The 24244-nt window shown below is 40.2% G+C and carries 18 protein-coding genes and 1 pseudogene; 17 read left to right on the forward strand and 2 right to left on the reverse strand.

Annotation, left to right across the window (positions count from 1 at the left end):
- Positions 1–26: 26 nt before the first annotated feature.
- The 16 genes and pseudogenes from WNY79_RS11000 (at position 27) to leuD (ending at position 19396) form a co-directional block, all read left to right on the forward strand.
- A complete protein-coding gene (locus tag WNY79_RS11000; protein WP_342875865.1) occupies positions 27–1118 on the forward strand; it encodes a hypothetical protein in 1092 nt (363 codons plus the stop codon).
- Positions 1118–1426: a hypothetical protein gene (locus tag WNY79_RS11005; RefSeq protein WP_342875866.1), complete on the forward strand. Its 309-nt coding sequence runs from the start codon at positions 1118–1120 to the stop codon at positions 1424–1426. The genes WNY79_RS11000 and WNY79_RS11005 overlap by 1 nt, the downstream gene beginning before the upstream one ends.
- Positions 1426–2544 (forward strand): hypothetical protein, encoded by a 1119-nt coding sequence (locus tag WNY79_RS11010; RefSeq protein WP_342875867.1) that lies wholly within the window; start codon positions 1426–1428, stop codon positions 2542–2544. Before WNY79_RS11005 ends, WNY79_RS11010 begins: the two co-directional genes overlap by 1 nt.
- On the forward strand, positions 2544–2843 hold the full coding sequence (locus WNY79_RS11015) for a hypothetical protein (RefSeq protein ID WP_342875868.1): 300 nt from the start codon (positions 2544–2546) through the stop codon (positions 2841–2843). The genes WNY79_RS11010 and WNY79_RS11015 overlap by 1 nt, the downstream gene beginning before the upstream one ends.
- The gene (locus WNY79_RS11020) at positions 2843–3976 is read left to right on the forward strand and encodes a hypothetical protein (RefSeq protein ID WP_342875869.1); all 1134 of its coding nucleotides are present in this window, start codon (positions 2843–2845) and stop codon (positions 3974–3976) included. The genes WNY79_RS11015 and WNY79_RS11020 overlap by 1 nt, the downstream gene beginning before the upstream one ends.
- Complete coding sequence (locus WNY79_RS11025; protein ID WP_342875870.1) at positions 3973–8643, forward strand: OmpA family protein; 4671 nt, start codon at positions 3973–3975, stop codon at positions 8641–8643. The genes WNY79_RS11020 and WNY79_RS11025 overlap by 4 nt, the downstream gene beginning before the upstream one ends.
- A 67-nt stretch (positions 8644–8710) precedes the next feature.
- Positions 8711–9780 (forward strand): annotated as a pseudogene (locus tag WNY79_RS11030) (hypothetical protein).
- 8 nt (positions 9781–9788) lie between these two features.
- On the forward strand, positions 9789–10175 hold the full coding sequence (locus WNY79_RS11035; RefSeq protein WP_342875871.1) for a hypothetical protein: 387 nt from the start codon (positions 9789–9791) through the stop codon (positions 10173–10175).
- 137 nt (positions 10176–10312) lie between these two features.
- Positions 10313–11383, forward strand: coding sequence for a hypothetical protein (locus tag WNY79_RS11040; RefSeq protein ID WP_342875872.1), 1071 nt, complete (start codon positions 10313–10315; stop codon positions 11381–11383).
- Between the two features lie 44 nt (positions 11384–11427).
- Positions 11428–12498, forward strand: coding sequence for a hypothetical protein (locus tag WNY79_RS11045; RefSeq protein ID WP_342875873.1), 1071 nt, complete (start codon positions 11428–11430; stop codon positions 12496–12498).
- Between the two features lie 8 nt (positions 12499–12506).
- Positions 12507–12896, forward strand: a complete 390-nt coding sequence (locus tag WNY79_RS11050) for a hypothetical protein (RefSeq protein WP_342875874.1) — start codon at positions 12507–12509, stop codon at positions 12894–12896.
- Between the two features lie 143 nt (positions 12897–13039).
- Positions 13040–14116, forward strand: a complete 1077-nt coding sequence (locus WNY79_RS11055; protein ID WP_342875875.1) for a hypothetical protein — start codon at positions 13040–13042, stop codon at positions 14114–14116.
- A gap of 593 nt (positions 14117–14709) precedes the next feature.
- Positions 14710–16263 (forward strand): 2-isopropylmalate synthase, encoded by a 1554-nt coding sequence (gene leuA / locus WNY79_RS11060; RefSeq protein ID WP_002961090.1) that lies wholly within the window; start codon positions 14710–14712, stop codon positions 16261–16263.
- Positions 16260–17336: a 3-isopropylmalate dehydrogenase gene (gene leuB / locus WNY79_RS11065; protein WP_024600010.1), complete on the forward strand. Its 1077-nt coding sequence runs from the start codon at positions 16260–16262 to the stop codon at positions 17334–17336. Before leuA ends, leuB begins: the two co-directional genes overlap by 4 nt.
- Before the next feature lie 60 nt (positions 17337–17396).
- Positions 17397–18797, forward strand: coding sequence for a 3-isopropylmalate dehydratase large subunit (gene leuC / locus WNY79_RS11070; RefSeq protein ID WP_342875876.1), 1401 nt, complete (start codon positions 17397–17399; stop codon positions 18795–18797).
- On the forward strand, positions 18797–19396 hold the full coding sequence (leuD, locus tag WNY79_RS11075) for a 3-isopropylmalate dehydratase small subunit (protein ID WP_002961095.1): 600 nt from the start codon (positions 18797–18799) through the stop codon (positions 19394–19396). The genes leuC and leuD overlap by 1 nt, the downstream gene beginning before the upstream one ends.
- A 93-nt stretch (positions 19397–19489) precedes the next feature.
- Here leuD and WNY79_RS11080 read toward each other — a convergent pair whose 3' ends face one another.
- Positions 19490–20989 (reverse strand): DUF3360 family protein, encoded by a 1500-nt coding sequence (locus tag WNY79_RS11080; protein WP_182724779.1) that lies wholly within the window; start codon positions 20987–20989, stop codon positions 19490–19492.
- A gap of 419 nt (positions 20990–21408) precedes the next feature.
- On the opposite strand from WNY79_RS11080, the gene WNY79_RS11085 reads away from it, so the two are divergent.
- Entirely contained in the window at positions 21409–22395 is a 987-nt protein-coding gene (locus tag WNY79_RS11085; RefSeq protein ID WP_342875877.1) for a hypothetical protein, read from the forward strand.
- A gap of 86 nt (positions 22396–22481) precedes the next feature.
- Here WNY79_RS11085 and WNY79_RS11090 read toward each other — a convergent pair whose 3' ends face one another.
- The gene (locus WNY79_RS11090; protein ID WP_342875878.1) at positions 22482–24107 is read right to left on the reverse strand and encodes an endonuclease; all 1626 of its coding nucleotides are present in this window, start codon (positions 24105–24107) and stop codon (positions 22482–22484) included.
- Positions 24108–24244 lie beyond the last annotated feature (137 nt).

The following is a 24244-nucleotide window of genomic DNA, read 5'->3' on the forward strand; positions in this document are numbered from 1 at the left end:
TCACACCGCATATACTAGGATTACCCATGTCATTAATCTCAGAAAACACAGCCCGATTTAAACCGCTTTTACACAGCATAACGAATATAAAGGCGTTTAGTAAAAGCGCGCGAAGCAGCGCCATGATATTACTATGTATTACTACATTGTTTTTAACTGCGTGTGGCGGTGAATCTAACTTTAGTAAAGATAAAATAGCGTATCGCCATACATACCATCCGGAGTGGCCAAAAGAGGTGCGTAATGAGGTGTATGGCGATAAAGAAACATTTTCAACCCCGCGTATTTTATTTAGTGCTGAGATAGAGTGGATAGGGCAAACTACATTATTTTCTGCACGTATGGATGGCTCTGATAGGCGCCGGATCATTCCAGAAAGTGCATTTTCGGGTAAGAGAATGATCGACGGCCGTAAACCTGAGCGCTCTCCTGATAATCGATACATCGCAATGTTGATGTATGTCCCTGAGGTTGGCCAAACACTTGAGCTTTGGGATACTAAAACCCAGCAGTTTATTTTTATGAGCGAAGGCTATGGCTATGTCCATTTTAATTGGACTAAAGACAGTGAAAATGTGATTTTTTACGCCAATGGGAAGCATTATAACTACCACGTACCCACTAAAACACTTACTGAGCGGCCAATTATTAACTCCAATGGCTTATATTTATTACCAGATGGTAAAACTTTTTTAGCATATAAAAAAAATGAGTATTGGTTGCATGATTTTAATGGCGACGTGTTGGAGAAGGTCGATTTAGGTATTAATAACCATTCTACTATGCAGGGTTTAGAAGTATCCCCTTTCGGCGATTATATTTATTTTAAATCAGGGAGTACACATTACTTTATTAATTTATCAGACCCCAGTAAACGTATTACATCACGAAGTATAAGCTCGTATATTTTCTCGGATAAAAAAAATAAAGCAATAACATTTTGGTTAATAGAATCAAGGGAACTTATGGGTAATGGTCAATATTATCAAGATGAATTATTGGTTGAGTTTGATTTAAATACTCAGCAAACACGAGAAATGCGACTTAAAGAAAGTAATATATGGGGTATGGGGGCAATATATAATTTCTATGGCGTGTTTAATATCAAGGATGAATAATGAAAGAGCAATTGAATACAGGGATATGTAGCTTCCCTAAAGTATATTTACTCACGGGTTATATGAATGAAGGCGAGCCAATCAGTAAGCTCACCCCGTTGTTTAACCGTGTGGTGGTGGCTGATAGTGATGGAGCTGCACCAATAATATTAAGCAGTGATGAAGGTGCGGTGCTTGAGGCTGTTGATGACAAGCAGTTGACAACACGTACACCGTTTCATACTCATAAAACTATTTATCTTAAGCTTCTTAAGCTCAGCAATGCTGCTTCTACGGCCAATTTACACCGTACAATCAAGGACTATTGATGTCATTAATCTCAGTAAAAAACTCACCAATAACGCCGCTGTTAACTAAGTCATTTTCACGCAGTGCAGTAATAATGTTACTAAGTGTCGCTACATTGCTATTAACTGGCTGTGGTGAGGAGCCTGCTCCACCTGCTAAACAAGCTGTTGAAGAACAGCCCAGCCGATTTAGTAAAGACAAATTGGCGTATCGTCATACATACCACCCTGAATGGCCTAAAGAGGTGCGCGACGAGGTGTATGGCGATGAAGAAACATTCTCAACCCCGCGTATTTTATTTAACGCGAAAGTCGAATGGATGAAAAAGAAAACGCTGTTTTCAGCCCGTATGGATGGCTCAGATAGGCGCCGCATTATCCCCGAAACTGCCTTTGAAGGTAGGGGGCTTATTGGTAGCCACACGCCAAAGCGCTCTCCTGATAACCGGTACATTGCTTTATCTATGGATACAACAGAGCACGGTTTTACCCGCGAGCTGTGGGATACCAAAACCCAACAGTTTATTTTAATGAGTGAAGGTTATGGCCATGCCCATTTTAATTGGACTAAAGACAGTGAAAATGTAATTTTTTACGCCAGTGGTAAGCATTATAACTATCATGTACCCACTAAAACGCTCACTGAGCGGCCAATTATTTACTCTAATGGCTTGTATTTATTGCCAGATGGTAAAACCTTTTTAGCACATAAAAAAAATGAGTATTGGTTGCATGATTTTAATGGCGACGTGATAGAAAAGGTTGATTTAGGCTATAACAACCACCTTTCTATGCGTAGTTTTAAGGTATCACCTTTTGGTGATTATATTTATTTTTTATCAGAAGGTCTTGGGGCCGCGCAAAATTATTGGATTAATTTATCGGACCCCAGTAAGCGCATTATATTGCCCAAAAAAACATGGAGTTATTTTTTCTCAGATAAAAAAAATAAAGTGTTAGTAAAATTTCAAAAAAAGTCTACTGAATTGCTGGGGAACGGCCGCCCATACCCTGATTATTACTTTATTGAATTGGATTTAATCAATAAGCAAGAAAAAGAAATATTGCTTAAAGAAAGTAATATTTGGGGCATGGGAGATATGTATATTTTTGACGTGTTTAATATCAAGGATGAATAATGACAGAGCAATTTAATACAGGGATTTGTAGCTTCCCTAAAGCGTATTTACTCACGGGTTATGTAAATGAAGGTAAGCCAATTAGTAAGCTCACCCCGCTGTTTAACCGTGTGGTGGTGGCTGATAGTAATGAAGCGACACCAATACTATTAAGTAGTGATGAAGGCGCCGTGCTTGAGGCTGTTGATGACAAGCAGTTAACAACACGAAACCCGTTTCATGCCCATAAAACTACCCCATTCACGCTTCGCATTGTTGCCTCTACGACCAATTTACACCGTACAATCAAGGACTATTGATGTCATTAATCTCAGAAAACACAGCACGATTTAAACCGTTTTTAACGCCGCTGTTAACTAAGTCATTTTCACGCCGTGCAGTAATAATGTTATTAAGTGTCGCTACATTGCTATTAACTGCCTGTGGTGATGAGCCTAATCCACCTGCTAAACAAGTTGCTGAAGAGCAACCAAGCCGATTTAGTAAAGATAAAATAGCGTACCGTCATAGTTACCATCCTGAGTGGCCTAAAGAGGTACGCAATGAGGTGTATGGCGATAAAGAAACGTTTTCAACCCCGCGTATTTTATTTAAAGCCAACATAGAGTGGATGGAGCAAACTACATTATTTTCTGCACGTATGGATGGCTCTGATAGGCGCCGGATTATTCCCGAAACTGCATTTAATGATAAATGGATGGTTGGGCTACATAAACCTGAGCGCTCGCCAGATAACCGCTACATTGCCTTATCCATGGATACAACAGAGCACGGTTTTACCCGTGAGCTGTGGGACACCAAAACCCAACAGTTTATTTTTATGAGTAAAGGCCATGGCTATGCCCATTTTAATTGGACTAAAGACAGTGAAAATGTAATTTTTTACGCCAGTGGTAAACATTATAACTACCATGTACCCACTAAATCACTCACTGAGCGGCCAATTATTTACTCCAATGGCTTGTATTTATTACCAGACGGTAAAACCTTTTTAGCACATAAAAAAAATGAGTATTGGTTACATGACTTTAATGGCGACGTGATAGAAAAGGTTGATTTAGGTTTTAACAACCATCTTTCTATGCGCAGTTTTAAGGTATCACCTTTCGGTGACTATATTTATTTTGTATCAGAAGGGCTTGGAGCAGCGCAAAATTACTGGATTAATTTAACTCATCCGAGTAAGCGATTGATATTACCTTTTGATAGAGATACATACTTCTTTTCTTGGAAAAAAAATAAAGTAATGACTTGGTATCTAAAAAAGACCGAAGAAGCTATGGCCAAAGACGGATATTTTTATGGTACATACTTTGAGGAATATGATCTCATTACAAAAGAAAAGAAAACGATATTGGCTGAGGAAAGTAATATCTGGGGAATGGCAGGGATATATATTTATGGCGTGTTTAATATCAAGGATGAACAATGACAGAGCAACTTAATGCTGGAGTATGTAGCTTTCATAAGGCGTATTTACTCACTGGTTATGTGAAGGAAGGTAAGCCAATCAGTAAGCTCACCCCGTTGTTTAGCCGTGTGGTGGTGGCTGATAGCGATGGAGCCACACCAATACTATTAAGTAGTGATGAAGGTGCGGTGCTTGAGGCTGTTGATGGTAAGCAGTTGACAACGCGGACACCGTTTCATGCTCATAAAAACAGACCTATTATTGTGCCGCCGGTTGATGCGATAAGCTTGTTAGCTGCAAGCCAAGGTGGTAAGTGGTTTGAGGCATTTAAAACTCAACTAGGAAGTTATAAGGGTAAGACCAATACCCTTAGCTACAAAAAAATTGCAGTTGAAGATTTACAACGCCCCGATACTAATAATAAAGATAAAACCTACAGCGACTGGTATAACGAACATATTATTGAGAGCAAGGTAACCCACATTTATGGTTATGTTATACCCAAAACACGAGCACTATTGCTGAGTGTAAATCGCTCTATTCCGTTGTCAGATACCGATGGTAATGTTGAAATAGTAAAAGGCACTGAAACGCCAATTAAAGGTTTTTTTAATATAGCAAAAGCCAAGAGGGAAGAAAGTAAAGTTTATAGTGCAGTTATAAATAATAATGACCAAAAACTGAGCGCTGGCTTATATAAAATACGATTGAAGTTAAATGCACCAGAGGTAAAAAAAGAGGAAAATCGTTGGAGCCAAAATGCTCTTAGCTATGATGATAGAGGCACTCCTTATTATGAACTCAGCGAAATGTTGCATTTTGACATTCAAAATGAAGCGGGTGAGTTTGATATTATTAACTGCGACCCAATTTCAGTTGAAGAGTCGCTGATTAAGCAGTTTCCTAGTTATTACACCCACTTAATTAACTTTGCAAAAAACACGGCCTCGGCTCCTGAGGCTTTTGATCCTAATGAGCCAAAAAAAGGCTTGCCTGAATATGGCTCGCCCGATGCCAAAATGCCGAATAGCAAACCCACGGCAATTGCCAGTGGCTTTTTAGATTACTGCACAAACTGGGAGTTAACTAAAACCCGCGCCAGCCTTGCTGCGGGCTTTTTAGTTGCCGACATGCAGCAATATGTTGATGCCGATGGCGTACACCATGATAACCGAGGGAAATTTGCCAAGTTAGTTGCTAAAACCTTGCATACCCACTTTCAAACTAACCAAGACCCTGCAGTATCGGCAATGCTTGATGCTACCTTTGCACTTGATAGCGGTGTTGATGCCTGGGCTAAAATGAGGGGGGCATTAACTAACCCCAGTGGCGTGACAACAAGGACTGCATTAAGGGAAAACTTCTTACCTTTTAGTTTAGCTAACGGTGGTTTAACCGATAATCAGGAACGGCAATTCAATAATACCTTCGGTAGTGCGTTAGGCGTTCCTGCGAGCGTACTTAACGTATTGGATAAGTCTATTAATACCGTTGATTTAGCTGTGAGTATTAGCGCGTTTAGTGAGGCGACCATATCGTATTTTGGTGAAGCGAAAAACACTTTAAACACCAGTGTTAATCATTATAAAAGAGTAGCTGATGATTATTTTGCCCGTTTAAGCGAGCGCGAAGTAAGCCACGATGTAGTTATTCAGAGCCAGTTTGAACTTGATAGTGATGTTGTGAGTGAGCAGTACCAAAATGAAATAATATCGCGTAGCCAAATTATTGTTGAAGGGCTGCTCGCAAACCCTAATGCAATGGTTGATATTTCAGGGTATACCTGTGATATCGGCGGCGTTGAATATAATAAAAAACTGTCTTTAAGGCGCGCTGAGGCTGTTAAAACTATTTTAGCTGAGCAGATGATTAGCCGCGGTATGGATTCTAACCAAGTTGAGTCTCGCATGCGGGTATATGGTTACGGCATGCTTGAAAACTTGGTTGATAACGACTCAGAAAGCCAACGCAAAATTAATCGGCGGGTAAGCCTTAAGGCTTATATTGTAAGTAGCCTTGCTGTAAGTGCTTCTCGTGAGGGGCTGAATAATTTAGAACGTTACCGTAGCTTAAGTGTTGAGAAAAAAATCGCACGCTCAAAAGAGGGCGACAAAGCATTAATGGCCGCACTTGACACTGCGCTTGCTGTATTAAGTGTAATACCTCATACCGCGCTTGTGGCACGTTCAATTGGGCTTGCTAAAGCGGTGGTAGACGCCGCGCCTGTTGTTACTCGCGGCGTTGCTGCCTTAGCTGATGAAGTAATGACAGATAATATATGCAAACAATATTTAGCAGTTGATGATAGGCAAAAACAGCAAAGCGAACGAAGCAGCGCCAACCAAGCATTAATGCGTGATTTAGTAACAGAAATGAACAGTAACCATACTATTGCTAATAGCACTTTATGGGCGGCGCAATACAGAGTGCGAGCCGAAGCCATTGCGGGATTGGTTGGTTTACTGCTAAGAGCGCAAGTGCATGCAAGCACCAAAGAAGACTACATTAACAATGCAAAAAAATTAGAGATTCAGGCCTATATTGAAAACTTTTTACTCGGCGATGAGTGGGCATATCCGCTAATAGATAACGCGGTAATAAAAATGGATACGTTTTGGGTTAACTTAGTTGAAAACGTAAATAAAATGAAAAGCTCTGGTGCCGCTGAGCAGGAGTATCAATTAACCTACGGTGTAAACCAAGACTTTAAATTAACCGCCGCAAGTAATCGTAAAACGTTATACGAAAACCACGTACAAGTAATGGACGATAAAAGAGCAACATCAAGTTTGATAGGCATGGTTAGCCCTGCGCTTGGGTTTTATATGATGTCTAAAGCGCCAGTGTCTTCATTGCAAGGTTACTTACAAACACAGTATCAAAAGTATTTTCCGATTCATACTTTAGGCACTAATGAGCTTGACAACTTTATTGATACTTTTGACCCCTTAATGATGCAATACGGTGAGGCAAACTATCATTGTAGTGTGATGTATTACCAAGATGTTAATACCAAAAAATGGCATTTAATGAGTGATTTAGGGGATGAATCAATTACACCATTTACACCGGTTAGAGTACTGGTGGTGTTTGATGAAAAAATGGCCCATATAGCACCACTCACATTTGAAGTGGAGCGTATAGATGGCTGGGATGTGACCAGCATTAAGTATTCAGAGCTTGCACGTGCGTTGACCAAAGATGAGCTGTTTATAAATCAAGACGGTTTTGATGAGTCGCGCTATATAGGGATGGTTGGGTGTGTATTTCAGCCATTTTATCAACTTGGGCCTAAAACGTATTTAGGCATAAAGCCAACCGCACACCAAGGAGCTTTTTTATTGCCTGGTATTAATAGCGCAGATGACTATGCTGACTCTGGTCGGCTAAATAATATGCGCTATAGAATCACGTGCCAAGTGGCTGGCACTAAGAGTGAAGATTTACCGCTAAAACAAACACCTGCACAAGGCCCTGTTGAGTTTGATGGGGTATTTAGTTTTATTGAAGACGACTTTTTAGTGAGTGTTGATAAAGAAAAACACAGCTCACTGTTAATTAAAGACTACCTAACGAGCTATGATTCAAGCTTTGCCTACCCTGAGTTATTTGATGGTGAGAAAACCGTTACTATGGCAATTAGAATTGGGGGCAAAGGCGCGCCATTTATCTCATTAGCGAATTTAAACAATGAGTATTTAGAGGGACCTTACAAAAAAACTATTAATGAAGAGCTCTATAAGCGCGAGCTTTGGGCAAGTGAAAATAAAAACAACCTTACAATCACTCGCCACGGTAATAGCCTTAAAATTAAAAAATATGATTGGGATACTGAAATTGAAGTTTTTGTCGTGGTAACCGCTGATAAGTTACTTGAAGATAATTACAGCAAAGACCTGATCAACCTTAACCCTAATACTATTCCTTGCTCTTTGAGTATGGCGGGTATTTCGTCGGGTTGGCTCAAAGACAGTGAGTTGCAAGGGCCTACTTATCCCAGTAATTTAATTAATATTGGTGAAATTGAGCGTTCTTTAACAGGTGGTTTTAACAGAGGCAAAATACGTGGTAATCACTATAAACTAACAAGACGACGTAAAGTTAAAGAGCAATTTCAACTTCGCGATTTTATCTCATTTTTAAGAGATGATTCTTCAGAGGTACTCTCGCTATTTAATTGGCATAACAAAAAAGCTGAGTTAGATAAGCAAGGCCAAACTGAGAAAAAGCATTTGTATGTCGCACGTTTTAAACTGGATTATAAAACCCCTAAAGGTAATACCGTAAAAGGTATTCGTCCTTTCGGTAACGTGGATATAAACGCTAATGGCTCGGTTGATGAATCACCTAAACTATGTTTTAAAGAATTTAGAACGGCTGGTAATTCAGGAATAAGCGTTGCCGACTTTAGTACTGTTGATGGTTTGTTTTTAGACGATACATACAGTCACGGCTTTGGCCTAGAGGTAGAGTTACCTAAATCGGTAACCAGTAACGCGCCATGGGCTAAAGCAATGAATAGTAAACGCTATAACAAACTCGAGCCCCACTTGAGTGATTATCAAAAAGACTTTTATAGCTCCAATGACATGACTGTTGATGAAGTTAAAGAGTGGTTTGAAACACATTCAAAAAGCTTAGATGAAGCGCGTATAGAGGCAATCAATGTACGTAAAATAAGTGATTAGCCACAACATATCAAAAAAGCCCATTAATTTGGGCTTTTTTATTGAGTTTTTTAAAAAGGATATTTAAATGTTTTCGCCAAAAAGGCACTGTGTTTTTATATTAGTTTTCAGTTTAATTGTGTTTTTAACTGGTTGCTCTGAGCCCTCATCGCAAAGTACAACAAACACGACAGCCGTTGATGTTGCTAAATATCCATGGGCTAAAGAGCACAAAAACCACCCAGAATGGCCACTAGAGATACGTGAAGAGGTGTATGGTGATGCAGACACATTTTCAACCCCGCGGTTAATGTTCTGGAATAAATATAAAGGCAGTGAAGTGCGCACGCTGTGGTCATCAAAGTTAGACGGCTCAGACAGGCGTCGTATTATTCCTGAAAAAATATTTACCCAACTGGAGCCTGCGGGATTGCATCCACCAGCTCGCTCACCAGATAACCGTTATATTGCTATTTCGGGTTATATAAATGACCGAGCAACCCGCCAGTTATACGATACTAAAGAAAAAAAGCTAATCACTATGTCTGGCGGTGGCGGTTACCCGTGGTTTAATTGGACTTCAGACAGTGAAAACGTCATTTTTTACTCAGATGGCAAAAACTTTAATTACCATGTACCAACAGGGGAGCTAACCTCTCGGCCGCAAATTCACCACAGTGGCGCTGCTTTTTTACTCCCAGGTGATAAAGAGTTTTAGCCATAAAGCACGATGGCTTTTGGATACATAAGTTTAATGGTGAAGTGGTACGCAAAGTTAATTTTGGTTTTCCACGTCAATGGGAGATGAGAAATCACCGAATTTCACCCGATGGTAAGTATTTAGCATTTATGACGCATGGCAGAGAAGATTTTCACTTCCACTGGGTGAATATTGCAAACCCTGAAATAGAGCACTCAGAAAAAGGGGAGGGAAATGGTGTTATTTTCTCTCCAGAAGAAGATTAGCTATTAGAGTATACAATAAAACATTCAAAAGAGCGTGATGAAAAAGGTTTCTATCTTTCAGAGCGCGTCATAAAAACAAAAAACATTGTGACAGGTAAGCAGTTAGAGAAGTTAATAAAAGAAAAATATATATGGGGTATGAGATCTTTAACTCCTATCGCTATTACAAACTTAGTAGCTCAAGAAAGGTAGTATTGATTATGCACGATATTAGCAAAGGATCTGCAAGCCCAATAGTGTATTTATTAACTGGATATGTTGAAAACAACAAACCCGTGAGTAAATTAACGCCAGTAGCAAACCGATTTGTGGTTGCTGAACAACCAAAGTCAGCCAATTATGATACAAAAAAACCTGTTGTATTAAAAACAAATGATGCTGGTATTTTATCGACAATAAACAGTGATTCATTAGAAGTACGTCAGCCGTTTCATGCCTACACGGCGAATAATCAACGGCCTATTATTATTCCGCCAATAGAATCCATTGGCCTCATTGCCAATAATAACCCAAGTGGATGGGCACAAGAGTTTGTTGATAATTTAAAAAATTACAGTAGTACAAATACACTGTTTACTTATCAGTAATTTAACACTCTCGATTGAAGTGACAGAAATAGTAGAAGAGTAAGTGCAAGCACTTTGACTCAATAACACAAGTTTTAATGAGTGCACTTATTTATATTACCTCGTAAATAAGTGCATGTAGTAAAAGGATAGTTTTAATGACGTTTTTAAAAAATCACAGCGTGCTTTGCGCACTCAGCGTTTGTTTTAGCTTATTGCTAAGCGGTTGCTCAGAGCCATCATCGCAAAGTTCACCACAAGTAGAAGTTGATGTTGCTAAATACCCATGGGCTAAAGAGCACAAAAACCATCCAGAGTGGCCACTAGAAATACGCGAAGAGGTGTATGGCGATGCGGATACATTTTCAACCCCGCGGTTAATGTTTTGGAATAAATACAAAGGCAGTGAAGTACGCACGCTGTGGTCATCACGATTAGATGGCTCAGACAGGCGCCGTATTATTCCTGAAGAAATATTTACCCAACTGGAGCCTGCGGGATTGCATCCACCAGCACGCTCACCAGATAACCGTTATATTGCTATTTCGGGCTATATAAATGACCGAGCGACTCGCCAGTTATACGATACTAAAGAGAAAAAGCTAATCACCATGTCAAGCGGTGGCGGCTACCCGTGGTTTAATTGGACCTCAGACAGTGAAAACGTCATTTTTTACTCAGATGGCAAAAACTTTAACTACAATGTACCAACAGGGGAGCTAACCTCTCGACCGCAAATTCACCACAGTGGCGCTGCTTTTTTACTTCCAGGTGATAAAGAGTTTTTAGCTGTAAAGCACGATGGCTTTTGGATACATAAGTTTAATGGTGAAGTAGTGCGTAAAGTGAACTTTGGTTTTCCACGTAAGTGGGAAATGAAAAACCATCGTATCTCACCGGATGGTAAATATTTAGCGTTTATGACTCATTTAAGGCCAAAAGCACATTTTCATTGGGTCAATATTGCTAACCCTGAAATAAAACATTCAGAAATAGGGGAAGGTAATGGCGTTATTTTTTCTCCAGTAGAGGACTATCAATTGGAGTTTGTAGCAAAATTTTCAAAAGAGCGTGGTAAAAATGGCTTCTACCCTTCAAAGCGGATTATAAGAACAAAAAATATAGTGACCGGTGAGCAAGCTGAGGCGCTCGTAAAAGAAAAGAGAATTTGGGGGCTGGATACATTAGGTCCAATAGCTGTTACAAATTTAGTAGCGCAGGGGTTGTAACCATGCATGCCTTTCTTTAAATAAAAGCAAAAAGGATTTTAATTATGACGTTTTTAAGAAATCACAGCATGCTTTGCGCCCTCAGCGTTTGTTTTAGCTTATTACTAAGCGGTTGCTCGGAGCCTTCATCGCAAAGCTCACCACAAGTAGAGGTTGATGTTGCTAAATACCCATGGGCTAAAGAGCACAAAAACCATCCAGAGTGGCCACTAGAAATACGCGAAGAGGTGTATGGTGATGCAGATACATTTTCAACCCCGAGGTTAATGTTCTGGAATAAATATAAATATAGCGAGGTTTATACGCTTTGGTCATCAAAACTTGATGGCTCAGACAGACGACGCATAATTCCTGAAGAAATATTTAACCAGCTGGAGCCTGCGGGATTGCATCCACCAGCACGCTCGCCTGATAACCGTTATATTGCTATTTCGGGCTATATAAATGACCGAGCAACCCGCCAGTTATACGATACTAAAGAGAAAAAGCTAATCACCATGTCAGGCGGGGGGGGCTTCCCGTGGTTTAATTGGACGTCAGACAGTGAAAACGTCATTTTTTACTCAGATGGCAAAAACTTTAACTACCATGTACCAACAGGGGAGCTAACCTCTCGACCGCAAATTCACCACAGTGGCGCTGCTTTTTTACTGCCTGGTGATAAAGAGTTTTTAGCGATAAAGCACGATGGTTTTTGGATACATAAGTTTAATGGTGAAGTAGTACGCAAAGTTAATTTTGGTTTTCCGAGAGCGTGGGAGATGAGAAATCACCGAATTTCACCCGATGGTAAGTATTTAGCATTTATGACGCATGGTAGAGATGATTTTCACTTCCACTGGGTGAATATTGCAAACCCTGGAATAGAGCACTCAGAAAAAGGGGAGGGAAATGGTGTTATTTTCTCTCCAGAAGAAGATTACCTATTAGAGTATACAATAAAACATTCAAAAGAGCGTGATGAAAAAGGTTTCTATCTTTCAGAGCGCGTCATAAAAACAAAAAACATTGTGACAGATGAGCAGTTAGAGACGTTAATAAAAGAAAAATATATATGGGGTATGAGATCTTTAACTCCTATCGCTATTACAAACTTAGTAGCTCAAGAAAGGTAGTATTGATTATGCACGATATTAGCAAAGGATCTGCAAGCCCAATAGTGTATTTATTAACTGGATATGTTGAAAACAACAAACCCGTGAGTAAATTAACGCCAGTAGCAAACCGATTTGTGGTTGCTGAACAGCCTGATTCGGCTGTTTATGATGTAAAAAAGCCTATTGTATTAAAAACGAATAAAGCCGGTATTTTATCCACGATAAACAATGAATCTTTAGAGGCGCGTCAGCCCTTTCATGCCTACACGGCCAATAATAATCAACGGCCTATTATTATTCCGCCTATGGAGTCTATAGGGCTTATTGCCAATAATAACCCTAATGGATGGGCAAAAGAGTTTGTTGATAATTTAAAAAATTACAGTAGCTCAAATACACTGTTTACTTATCAGTAATTTAACACTCTCGATTGAAGTGACAGAAATAGTAGAAGAGTAAGTGCAAGCACAAGCACTTTGACTCAATAACACAAGTTTTAATGAGTGCGCTTATTTGTATTACCTAGTAAATAAGTGCATGTAGTAAAAGGATAATTTTAATGACGTTTTTAAAAAATCACAGCGTGCTTTGCGCCCTCAGCGTTTTTTTTAGCTTATTGCTAAGCGGTTGCTCAGAGCCATCATCGCAAAGTACAACAAACACAACAGCCATTGATGTTGCTAAATACCCATGGGCTAAAGAGCATAAAAACCACCCTGAGTGGCCACTAGAAATACGCGAAGAGGTGTATGGTGATGCAGATACATTTTCAACCCCGCGGTTAATGTTCTGGAATAAATATAAATACAGCGAGGTTTATACGCTTTGGTCATCAAGGTTAGATGGCTCAGACCGGCGCCGTATTATTCCAGAAGAGGTATTTATAGAGTTCAGGCCTGTTGGGCTGCATAAGGTAGCTCGCTCACCAGATAGCCGTTATATCGCTATTTCGGGCTATATAAATGACCGAGCTACTCGCCAGTTATACGACACCAAAGAAAAAAAACTCATTACCATGTCAGGTGGAGGAGGACATCCTTCATTTAATTGGACCTCAGATAGCGATAATGTGATTTTTTATGCTAATGGTAAACATTACAATTACAACGTATCCACAGCCACACTTACACAGCGCAAAATAATTTATTCAGATGAGCTGTTTTTACTCCCGGACGATAAAGAATTTTTAGCCATAAAGCACGATGGCTTTTGGATACATAAGTTTAATGGTGAAGTAGTTCGCAAAGTTAATTTTGGTTTTCCACGCAAATGGAGAATGAAAAACCATCGAATTTCACCTGATGGTAAGTATTTAGCGTTTATGACTCACGCTAGACCAAAGGCGCATTTTCACTGGGTGAATATTGCTAATCCTGAAATAGAAAATTCGGAAGAAGGAACTGGCGGCGGGATAATTTTCTCTCCAGAGGAAGATTATCAATTAGAGTATAGAATAAAGCACTCGCAAGAACGTGATGAAAATGGGTTTTATCTTTCTGAGCGTGTCATCAGAACAAAAAACATACTAACAGGTGAGCAAACAGAGGCGTTAGTTAAAGAAAAAGGAATCTGGGGCATGAGAACTTTAGTCCCAGTAGCAATTACTAACTTAGCAGTTCAAGATGTGAGGCGTTAACAATGCATGAATTAAGCAAAGGATCTGCAAGCCCAGTAGTTTACTTATTAACAGGATACTTTGAACAGAATGAATCGATTCTATCGATATGAAAGTAGGCTCAATATGGCTCAAATCACTTTGACTATTTTGTAGATAAAGTGAATAACGACACTTTTTAATTATTAAACATGGGATTACTTTATAAGCCCAGATAAAAATAATAAAACTTATCTAATCGGGGATCACTTTAAAGCCGATTTGATTATGGTGACAAGAAGCGTGTTTGGTATTTTTAATCTTGTTATTTAAGGTTTATTGGTTTTTATTTTCTTTATGGTTGTGTTTTAAAGGTGTTTTGTGGAATTTTTATGCTTGCTTCCGTCGCTTTGTAATGTTAAAAATAGGCTTCACTGAACACACACACAAGAAAACAAGATGCATATTATTCGTTTAATTACACTAAAACTTAACCTCTTACTGCTATGGTCAGTGAGCGGGGATTAGTGTGTTTGCATCGAGTTGAACACTAAAAACCCCGCAATTGCGGGGTTTTTTTTATCTCGCGGCTGGGATTAATTGAAATTTGGGTAACATAGGAATGAGGGGCAGTTATGCAAGAGCAAGATAAAGTATGGATTTTTGATACCACCTTACGTGATGGCGAACAGGCACTTAAAGCAAGCCTTACTGAAGATGATAAAATTCAATTAGCGCATACAATTAGCCGCTTGAATGTGGATGTGATGGAAGTGGGTTTTCCGGTTTCGAGCCCTGCTGATTTTCGCTCGGTGCAACGTATTGCAACCGAGGTAAAAGGTCCGATTATTTGTGGTTTAGCACGCTCAGTTGCTAAAGACATTGAAGCCTGTGGCGAAGCACTTCGCACAGCACAACAAAGCCGTATTCATACTTTTATTGCTACAAGCCCTTTGCACCTTGAACATAAATTACGTATGAGCCTAGATGATGCAACGGCAATGGCTGTTAAATCAATTAAATTGGCGCGTAACTATACTGATGATGTTGAGTTTTCGTGTGAAGATGCCGGTCGTACGCCGCATTGGGATTTATGTAAAATTGTTGAGCAGGCTATTAACGCCGGAGCTTCAACTATTAACTTGCCAGATACCGTTGGTTTTGTAACGCCTGACGAATACGCCGCGATGATCCGCCATTTAATGAATAACGTGCCAAATATTGATAAAGCGCGTTTAAGTGTGCATTGCCACAACGATTTAGGTTTAGCAGTAGCAAACTCGGTGGCTGCAGTGCAAGCCGGTGCACGCCAAATTGAGTGTACTATCAATGGCATTGGTGAGCGGGCTGGTAACTGCTCGCTTGAAGAAGTGGCGATGATCATGAAAATGCGCAAAGACCATTTAAAAGTATACACAGATATTAAAAGTGAAGAAATTTACCGCGCATCTCGCCAAGTGGCTAAAATTTGTAATATGCCAGTACAACCAAATAAAGCGATTGTTGGCGAAAACGCCTTTGCGCATAGTTCTGGCATTCACCAAGACGGTGTATTAAAAGCGCAAAATACTTATGAAATTATGTCGCCAGAAAGCGTGGGTGTGCCAAGTAACCAATTAAATATGACTTCGCGTTCGGGTCGTCATGTTATTGAGCATCGCTTAGAAGAGTTAGGCTATCAAAAATCTGATTACGATATGGATGGCTTATATAAAAGCTTTATCGAATTGGCTGACCAAAAAGGCACAGTATACGATTACGACCTTGAGGCCATGATTTACTTTAATCAAATTAACGACAAAGACGAAAAATACCAATTAGAGTTTGTTAACTCAGCCTCTAACTCACAATCGGTAGCAAGCTCTACGATTGGAATGCGAATTGATGGCGAAGCTAAACAAGAAGCGGCAACAGGTAATGGTCCAGTAGAAGCCTCGTTTGCAGCTATTGAGCGTTTAACCGGTATGAGCGTTGAAATGATTGAATATAACTTAGAAGCAACAGGTCAAGGTGCAAGTTCATTAGGCCAAGTAAACATTATTGCTAAATACGATGGTCGCCCTTATCACGGTGCGGGCATTGCAGCGGATGTGGTTGAAGCGTCGGTACGCGCCATGATCCGTGTTTATAACTTAATTTATCGTGCACAAAAAGTGTCTGATTTAAAACAACAAAGGAAAGCAGGATGAGTAAAACAAACTACAGCGTTGCAGTATTAGCTGGCGACGGTATTGGTCCAGAAGTAATGGCAGCAGCAGAGCAAGTACTTGATGCTGTGAGCAATAAGTTTGGTTTTACATTAAACCGTCAGCATCATGCTATTGGTGGCGCAGCCATTGATGAATTTGGTGAAGCATTACCACCAAAAACACTTAGTGCCTGTGAAAGTGCCGATGCTATTTTATTTGGTTCGGTAGGTGGTCCTAAATGGGAAAACTTACCACCAAACGAGCAGCCTGAGCGCGCATCGTTATTGCCGCTTCGTAAGCACTTTGGTTTGTTTTGTAATTTACGCCCTGCACAGTTATTACCTGCATTAAGTGCAGCGTCGCCACTTCGCGCTGATATTAGTGAAAAAGGTTTTGATATTTTGTGTGTGCGCGAACTAACTGGCGGCATTTATTTTGGTGAAAAAGGTCGCAGTGGTGAAGGCGCAGAAGAGTTTGCATTTGATACGCAAACATACTCACGAAAAGAAATTGAACGTATTGCACGCTTTGCTTTTGAAGCGGCAAAACTACGTAGTAACCATGTTACCTCTGTTGATAAAGCCAATGTATTAGCATCAAGCGTATTATGGCGCGAAGTAGTAACCGAAGTTAGTAAAGACTACCCAGAAGTAAGCTTAGATTATATATATGTAGATAACGCAGCGATGCAGTTAGTTAAACAGCCTAGCCAATTTGACGTACTACTTTGCGATAACTTATTTGGCGATATTTTGTCAGATGAGTGCGCGATGATCACAGGCTCAATGGGCTTATTACCTTCGGCAAGCTTGAATCAATCGGGTTTTGGGCTGTATGAGCCAGCAGGCGGTTCAGCACCAGATATTGCAGGTAAAGGCGTTGCAAACCCAATAGCACAAATATTAAGTGCCGCATTAATGCTACGTTACTCGCTAGGGCAAGACGAAGCTGCTCGCACAATTGAAAAAGCAGTAGCAGAAGCCGTAGAAGCAGGCGTTGGTACACCAGATATATATCCAAATGCAGGTTACAGCACAAGCGATGTAGCAGCAGCCATCGTTTCACGCATTTAATAACATAGTAAAGTTGTAGCACCGTTATGCTGCAACTCAAACAGATTAGGGAATTAGCAAGTGGCCCAAACGTTATACGAAAAGATTTGGCAAGCACATACCGTTGCCAGCATAAACGAGCAAACCGACTTACTTTATATTGACCGCCATTTAGTGCACGAGGTGACTTCTCCGCAGGCTTTTGCAGGTCTACGTGAAAAAAACCGTACTGTACGTTGCCCAGAAAAAACTTTTGCAACGATGGATCATAACGTATCGACTAAAAGCCGATCACTTGATGCCGCAAGCGAAGTATCTAAAAACCAATTAATGGCGCTTGATAAAAACTGTAAAGAGTTTGGTATTGTACTTTACGATTTAAACTCAATTAACCAAGGCATTGTCCATGTAATGGGCCCAGAGCAAGGCATTACTTTGCCAGGCACAACCATTGTATGTGGCGATAGCCATACTTCTACACATGGTGCGTTTGGCGCATTAGCGCATGGTATTGGTACGTCTGAGGTTGAGCACGTATTAGCAACGCAAACGCTACAGCAAAAAAAGGCGAAATCGTTAAAAATTCAAATTAACGGTGTATTGCGTCCAACAGTTACGGCTAAAGATTTAATTATGGCGGTAATTGGCAAGTTAGGTACTGCTGGTGGCACAGGCTATGTAGCAGAGTTTTGTGGTGCAGGCATTGAAGCGCTTTCAATGGAAGCCCGTATGACGCTATGTAATATGAGCATAGAAATGGGTGCAAAAGCGGGTTTAATTGCATCTGACCAAATTACTTATGATTATTTAAAAGGTCGTCCGTTTGCACCTAAAGGCGCAGATTTTGATGCAGCCGTTGAATATTGGGAAACCTTAAAAACAGACGAAGGCGCACACTTTGATTTAGTTGTTGAGCTAAATGCTGACGACATTCAGCCACAAATTACCTGGGGCACAAGCCCAGAGCAAGTAATTGGTGTTGATGAGTGCATACCCGATCCAGATAAAGAGCCAGATTTAATTAAAGCCGATGCCATTCGCAGCGCACTTAAATACATGGGCTTAAAAGCGGGCGATAAATTATCAAGCGCAAAAGTAGACACGGTATTTATTGGCTCATGTACTAATAGCCGTATTGAAGACTTACGCGCAGCTGCAAAAATTGTTGAAGGCAAGCAAGTTGTAGCCGGCATAGAGGCGTTAATTGTACCGGGCTCTGGCTTAGTTAAAAAACAAGCTGAAGACGAAGGCTTAGCCGATATTTTTAAAGCCGCAGGCTTTGAATGGCGCGAACCAGGTTGTTCTATGTGTTTAGCGATGAACGATGACCGCCTAGAAGCAGGCAAGCGTTGTGCATCTACTTCTAATCGTAACTTTGAAGGTCGCCAAGGTCGTGGCGGGCGTACCCATTTAGTTAGCCCTGCAATGGCTGCAGCCGCTGCAATACATGGTCACTTTGTTGATATTAGAGGAGAAGCATAATGAGCGTATTTTTTAGTGGCTTAATGGCTCCACTTGATAAAAACAATGTAGATACTGACCAAATTATTCCTAAGCAGTTTTTAACATCAACTAGCCGCGAAGGTTTTGATGCTGCCTTGTTTTATGATTGGCGTTACCTAGATAACGGTGAGCCAAACCCTGACTTTATTTTAAATCGCCCATGCTACCAAGGCGCGCAAATATTATTAACGCGCGACAACTTTGGTTGTGGCTCATCTCGCGAGCACGCGCCATGGGCACTTAAGCAATATGGTTTTGAAGTTATTTTAGCTGAAAGCTTTGCAGATATTTTCTTTAATAACTGTGGTAACAACCAAATGTTAGCCATTGCGTTACCTGCCGACACGCTTGAGCAATTGTTTGTACTTAGCGAGCAGCACGACGATATTAACATTGAAATCGACCTTGAAAATCAAACACTAACAAGCAGTAAGTTTGCACCAATTAGTTTTGATATTCGTAAAGACGTAAAAGAGCGTCTATTAAGTGGCTTAGATTTTATTGGTGTAACCGAAACACTAAACCCACAGATTGATGCGTTTGAAAAACAACTAGCAGCTGAGCGCCCTTGGCAGTAATTGTTTAACTTGTATATAGTAAAATCACGTATTGAAAAGCACGGCAATTGCCGTGCTTTTTTGTGGGTAAATATTAGGTTCAGTACCTAAGGCTTAATGTCTAAAGTCAGCCATTAACGCAGGTATACCAGGTAACATGCCTACAATTGCCATTACAGTAGTAAGTAGCAAAAACATAATAAGTGGAATCACCCAGCGGCTCATTTTAGTTAGCTCTGCGCTACGTTCTTTACAGCCAATAAGCCCTAGGTTATCAAGTAGCATAGTAAGCGACCAACCAAAAGCCGGATTAACTAAGGTTGAGGCAAATACCACAATAGCGGCTGATTGCGTTGTTTTGCCTTCGCGCGTCATTTCCATGCCAGCTTCAAGTAGCGGAATAAACACACCTACAATAAGCGCTACACAAAGCACAGGTTGCCAAATGGCTAAATCCATTGGGTAACCCCATAAACCAGCAATAATACAAAATACGGCTGTTAAAATGGCGCCAGCCGGAATAGGGCGTTTAGCAATAGCAGCAGGTACAATGTAGGTTCCCCACGATGAGGTAAAGTTAGCACCACCAGCAAGTGAGCCAAATGTTTGTCTAACCGATGCGCTCAGCATGGTGTCGTCGATATTCATTTGTACTTTTTCAGTACGTTGCGGATAGCTTATTTTTTGAAATACTTGATGACCTAAAAAATCAGGTGACCACATAGCAACGGCGAGCACTGCAAATGGGAGTACAACCACAAAGCTTTCAAGCGTTGGCAGGCCAAGCATCCAACCCGTGTTTTCGCCCCACCAGTACGCTGGGTTCATATTTGGTAAACCGGGAGCTGTATGAAACTCAAACGGTGCACCTAGAGCAAAGGCAACCACACCACCAATAAGGCAGCTTAACGGCACGGCTAACCAACGCTTTTTAAAGTGCTCTAACAGTGCATACAATAAAATGGTGGCTAAAATAACAATAAACGCAATATGCGCCATATCAATGGCCTCAGCCCAGGCAAACAGCTTTTTAACCTGCGAAATAGTACCAATAAAACCTAAATAAATGAGTAGCCCGCCACATACACCTTTACTGGTTAGGCGCGCGAGCATACTTCCTCCCTTGGTTATGGCCAAAATAAAACCAAAGGCACCAATGAGTAAGCCAAACGCCATAGGGTGACCGCCAGCAGCAACTACAATAGGAATTAACGGAATAAGCGGGCCGTGAGTACCGGCTAAGTTGGCCGTGGGTAAAATAAAGCCTGAAAATAAAATGATAAAAATAGAAACAATGAGTAATTCGTAGCGCACGTTTTCTAAAACAAAGGCATCGCTTAATCCAAGAGGCGCTGCAAATGTTGCCGCAATAGCACCCACCATAACGACTTTACCAATAGTTCCCGCCATTGCAGGAATGGTGTCTTCAAATTCAAATCGGTAATCTCTAAATGGTAAATTAGGACGCCAGCGCTTAGGCTGCATAATTTGTAATTCATGTTCGAGATACTCGTCGCGAGTATTAAACTCTGAACTCGGCTTGTGAAGCTGCTCGTAGCTTTGAGCATCCTTGTGCGTGTTTGATGGTGCATCACCGGGTGGTGTAGTTTGCATGCGTTCTCCTGCAACATTGTTGCTTAATCAAATAAATACGGCTTTTGTTAAAGCAAATGAATATTGAACATGCAGGGTAAATCAGCTCTTAGGCTGGGATGTATAGGCAAAAGGTCGTGCATGGTTGTTTTTAATACAGTTAATCTGACAATCAGCTTTACGTTAAAAATTATAAAATTACAGAAAACGATTAAAAGTTGTTATAAATTAATGGTTTGAGTTTTTAATTGAGGAGGCGGAGAGCTATTTGCCGAATTGTATCGTGTTAATGGCAGGTTATTATCCTTTAGTCTTAGTGGTTGTGAAAGCCGTTTTATTTCAAGCTATTTGTTTGCAGGAGCCGCTAATTTCGTTTTATTTGTGGTGAAATAATACTTCTGTTACTTTCTGATTGTTAATATCAACAATAAAGAATAGAGATGCAACTCAACTCCCCTAAATCAATTGGTATTTTACTTGGTACGCTTTACGGCATATTTATGCGGCTATTTGTAGAGCTAGTCAATGCTTATAATTTAGGTAGCTTAGTCTCTATATCATTTATGTTTTTAGTGCCTGTTGCTATTGGCTATATTCGTATTCACTTTGAGTACAATGAATCAAAAGCATTAACTAAAAGGCAAATGGTGACGATTGCTTGGCAGCCTATTTTTGTTTTTTTATTTGTAAGTGTAATTACTTTACTTGAAGGCAGTATTTGTGTGGCTATGGCTTTGCCTGCTTTTATGTTTTTTGCCAGCATTGGTGGATTACTTGCGGGTTTTGTTAATAATCGTCAAACAAAAAATGCTAACCGTTCTTTACTTTCAATTGCTTTGCTTCCTGTATTACTTTCACCTATTGAAGTTAATTTTTTAAATTTATCAAAAACGTACGAAGTCACCAACTCTATAGTTATTGAAGCACCTATAAATCGTGTATGGCAGCAGCTTGCAAATGTAAGCACAATAGAGCCACAAGAGTTGCCATTTTCGCTTACCCAATTAATAGGTGTACCTAAACCTTTAGAGGCAAATATGAATGCTACGGGTGTTGGGGCAATTAGAACGAGTAAATGGCAAAAAGGGGTTATATTTAAAGAAGTTATTACGGATTGGCAACCAAATAAACAGATGCTTTATAGATTTGACATAGACCCTGATGCTATCCCTGATGACGCACTCGATAAACACGTTAAATTGGGCGGTGAATACTTTTCTCCACTTTATGGAGGCTATCAGCTAAGTGAAGATAAAAGCGGCAATACAATTTTAACGTTAACAACTACCGTTCAAGATAATACAAACTTTGGTATTTATTCACGAATATGGGGAGAGGTGATATTTCAAGATTTTCATCATTCACTTTTAACGTTGATGAAAAACAGAGCTGAAAAGTCACTTATCGCAGTTGTTTCTTATAACTAGCTTAAACCATAATATCTCTAAAAATATTACACGTTAAAAGGTAAAGCCTTTGCAATTGCAAAGGCTTTTGTTTTAACTGCTAACTTTTACCAAATCATTTCTACAAATTCAGGGTGGTCGATATACGGGTTACGATTACCTTGAAACTCAAACGCTGCTTGGTTGCGGTCAAGTTCCATTTGGCTTACAGGATCGCTGTTATGCCAGTTAAGCAGCATGGCTACAACCCAGCTTTCAAACACTTGATTGCTTGAACCATTAAGTACAGCATTACTTGAGGACGTCTTTGATTGCCAAGCGCCTATTACATTTTCGTAGCGCGTTGCCATGTAAAAATAAGCGCGAGCAAAGTCACCTTTAAATTCGTCAATTGGCTCAAATACAGTACCAGAGTAATTTAATGAACTTGCGGCAGAGCCTAATTTACTTCCGTTAGTTGATGTAAATGAAGCGCTTGCTACTTCACCAAATGGGAAATTACTACGTTTTGAGTTTACATAACCGTCGGTTGCGTAAATATGATGCACATCTGAGTTCATTGGCTCAATAGTGCCGCCAAACCAGCTTTTAGGGAACGAATGCTCACGGTTATAGCAATTACCTTCTCCACTATAATTACCACATTGATCGCTCACTGCAGCATAATTGTAGCTATCTGAGCCGTTTGGTTTTTCGCTATACATATCTAAAATGCTGTTATCGTTTTCAAAGTATTGATCACGTGCTGATGAGTCGTAAAAATTCCAAATAGCCGAGTAACCCTGTGCATTATGATCTTTAATAATATTATAAAGCTCAGTTTTTAGTGTATAACCCGATAACCCTTGAGCAGTAACATAGTAGCCTGTGGGTGTTGGATTAGTCCCGCCGCCATCACCAGAGCCACCGCCTAAAGTAAATGCTGTGCTGTCGGTGTTACTAAAACTTGCACCACTTGCAAGTGTGGTAGAGCCTTGCTTAAGTGCATAACTGCCACTACCTGTTGAACAACACATGCCATCGCCGTAGCTGTCGCTAATAACTAGTGCGTATGTACCATCAGTTAGGCATATTTGTTCATCATATTGTGTGTTTGATGCGTAACCACTGCCGTTAGCGATTGCGCTACCTTGATTGTTATTTACGGCCCAGCTAGTTTCGCTGCCGTAATTATCGGTATTAAGCGTTAGGGTAAGGCTATTGTCGGTACAACTTGTTGATGCGCTGCCATCAGCGTTTGGTAAAAAGTTATCTACGTATACGGTTTCGCTGCCATCAAATCCACTTACATCGTAAAACCTAAGTCCAACACTAATTGTTTTATCACTGCTTGCTGTATAGCTATGGCTAACTGTTTGCCATTGGTTAGTTTGTGCCTGATTTGAATAGCCTTGGTAGCCGTCTACATATAAGCGCGCCTTAATTTTACCTTCGGTATGGTATAAATCAGCCGAAAAGTTATAGGTTTTACCTGCTTCTACAGTAACTTGTTGTGATAAATCGGTGTTACTTTGCGACCCTGTAGTTACATTTACAGCAGCAGAGCTACCGCCACTTTTAACTGTGCTGGTGGATTGTGAAAGGCTAATTCCGCCATCTATTGTTGTCCATGCATCAGGTGTATTACCTGACCATTGCTCAAAGTCGCCATTAGTTACATTGGCCATTACAGGTAATGAGCCCAGTAACAAAGCGGTACTAATTAATTTGTTTTTATATTTCCCGTGTAACATGATTGTTCCTATTTTTACTTTGAAAGTAAAATATACCCTACATTAGTTTGGTTACAAAATTGTTAATTTAAAATGCAGTAAAAGGCAATAATTACTCTTTAAACTGTTTTTGAAGGTATTTTTATAAATTAATAACT

It is taken from the genome of Pseudoalteromonas sp. AS84, assembly GCF_038900255.1.
Lineage (GTDB): Bacteria > Pseudomonadota > Gammaproteobacteria > Enterobacterales > Alteromonadaceae > Pseudoalteromonas.

Excerpts from the sequence above, each read along its gene's own strand:
- WNY79_RS11000 (WP_342875865.1), top strand. The coding sequence starts at position 27 with ATGTCATTAATCTCAGAAAACACAGCCCGATTTAAACCGCTTTTACAC.
- WNY79_RS11005 (WP_342875866.1), top strand. The coding sequence starts at position 1,118 with ATGAAAGAGCAATTGAATACAGGGATATGTAGCTTCCCTAAAGTATAT.
- WNY79_RS11010 (WP_342875867.1), top strand. The coding sequence starts at position 1,426 with ATGTCATTAATCTCAGTAAAAAACTCACCAATAACGCCGCTGTTAACT.
- WNY79_RS11015 (WP_342875868.1), top strand. The coding sequence starts at position 2,544 with ATGACAGAGCAATTTAATACAGGGATTTGTAGCTTCCCTAAAGCGTAT.
- WNY79_RS11020 (WP_342875869.1), top strand. The coding sequence starts at position 2,843 with ATGTCATTAATCTCAGAAAACACAGCACGATTTAAACCGTTTTTAACG.
- WNY79_RS11025 (WP_342875870.1), top strand. The coding sequence starts at position 3,973 with ATGACAGAGCAACTTAATGCTGGAGTATGTAGCTTTCATAAGGCGTAT.
- WNY79_RS11035 (WP_342875871.1), top strand. The coding sequence starts at position 9,789 with ATGCACGATATTAGCAAAGGATCTGCAAGCCCAATAGTGTATTTATTA.
- WNY79_RS11040 (WP_342875872.1), top strand. The coding sequence starts at position 10,313 with ATGACGTTTTTAAAAAATCACAGCGTGCTTTGCGCACTCAGCGTTTGT.
- WNY79_RS11045 (WP_342875873.1), top strand. The coding sequence starts at position 11,428 with ATGACGTTTTTAAGAAATCACAGCATGCTTTGCGCCCTCAGCGTTTGT.
- WNY79_RS11050 (WP_342875874.1), top strand. The coding sequence starts at position 12,507 with ATGCACGATATTAGCAAAGGATCTGCAAGCCCAATAGTGTATTTATTA.
- WNY79_RS11055 (WP_342875875.1), top strand. The coding sequence starts at position 13,040 with ATGACGTTTTTAAAAAATCACAGCGTGCTTTGCGCCCTCAGCGTTTTT.
- leuA (WP_002961090.1), top strand. The coding sequence starts at position 14,710 with ATGCAAGAGCAAGATAAAGTATGGATTTTTGATACCACCTTACGTGAT.
- leuB (WP_024600010.1), top strand. The coding sequence starts at position 16,260 with ATGAGTAAAACAAACTACAGCGTTGCAGTATTAGCTGGCGACGGTATT.
- leuD (WP_002961095.1), top strand. The coding sequence starts at position 18,797 with ATGAGCGTATTTTTTAGTGGCTTAATGGCTCCACTTGATAAAAACAAT.
- WNY79_RS11080 (WP_182724779.1), bottom strand. The coding sequence starts at position 20,989 with ATGCAAACTACACCACCCGGTGATGCACCATCAAACACGCACAAGGAT.
- WNY79_RS11085 (WP_342875877.1), top strand. The coding sequence starts at position 21,409 with ATGCAACTCAACTCCCCTAAATCAATTGGTATTTTACTTGGTACGCTT.
- WNY79_RS11090 (WP_342875878.1), bottom strand. The coding sequence starts at position 24,107 with ATGTTACACGGGAAATATAAAAACAAATTAATTAGTACCGCTTTGTTA.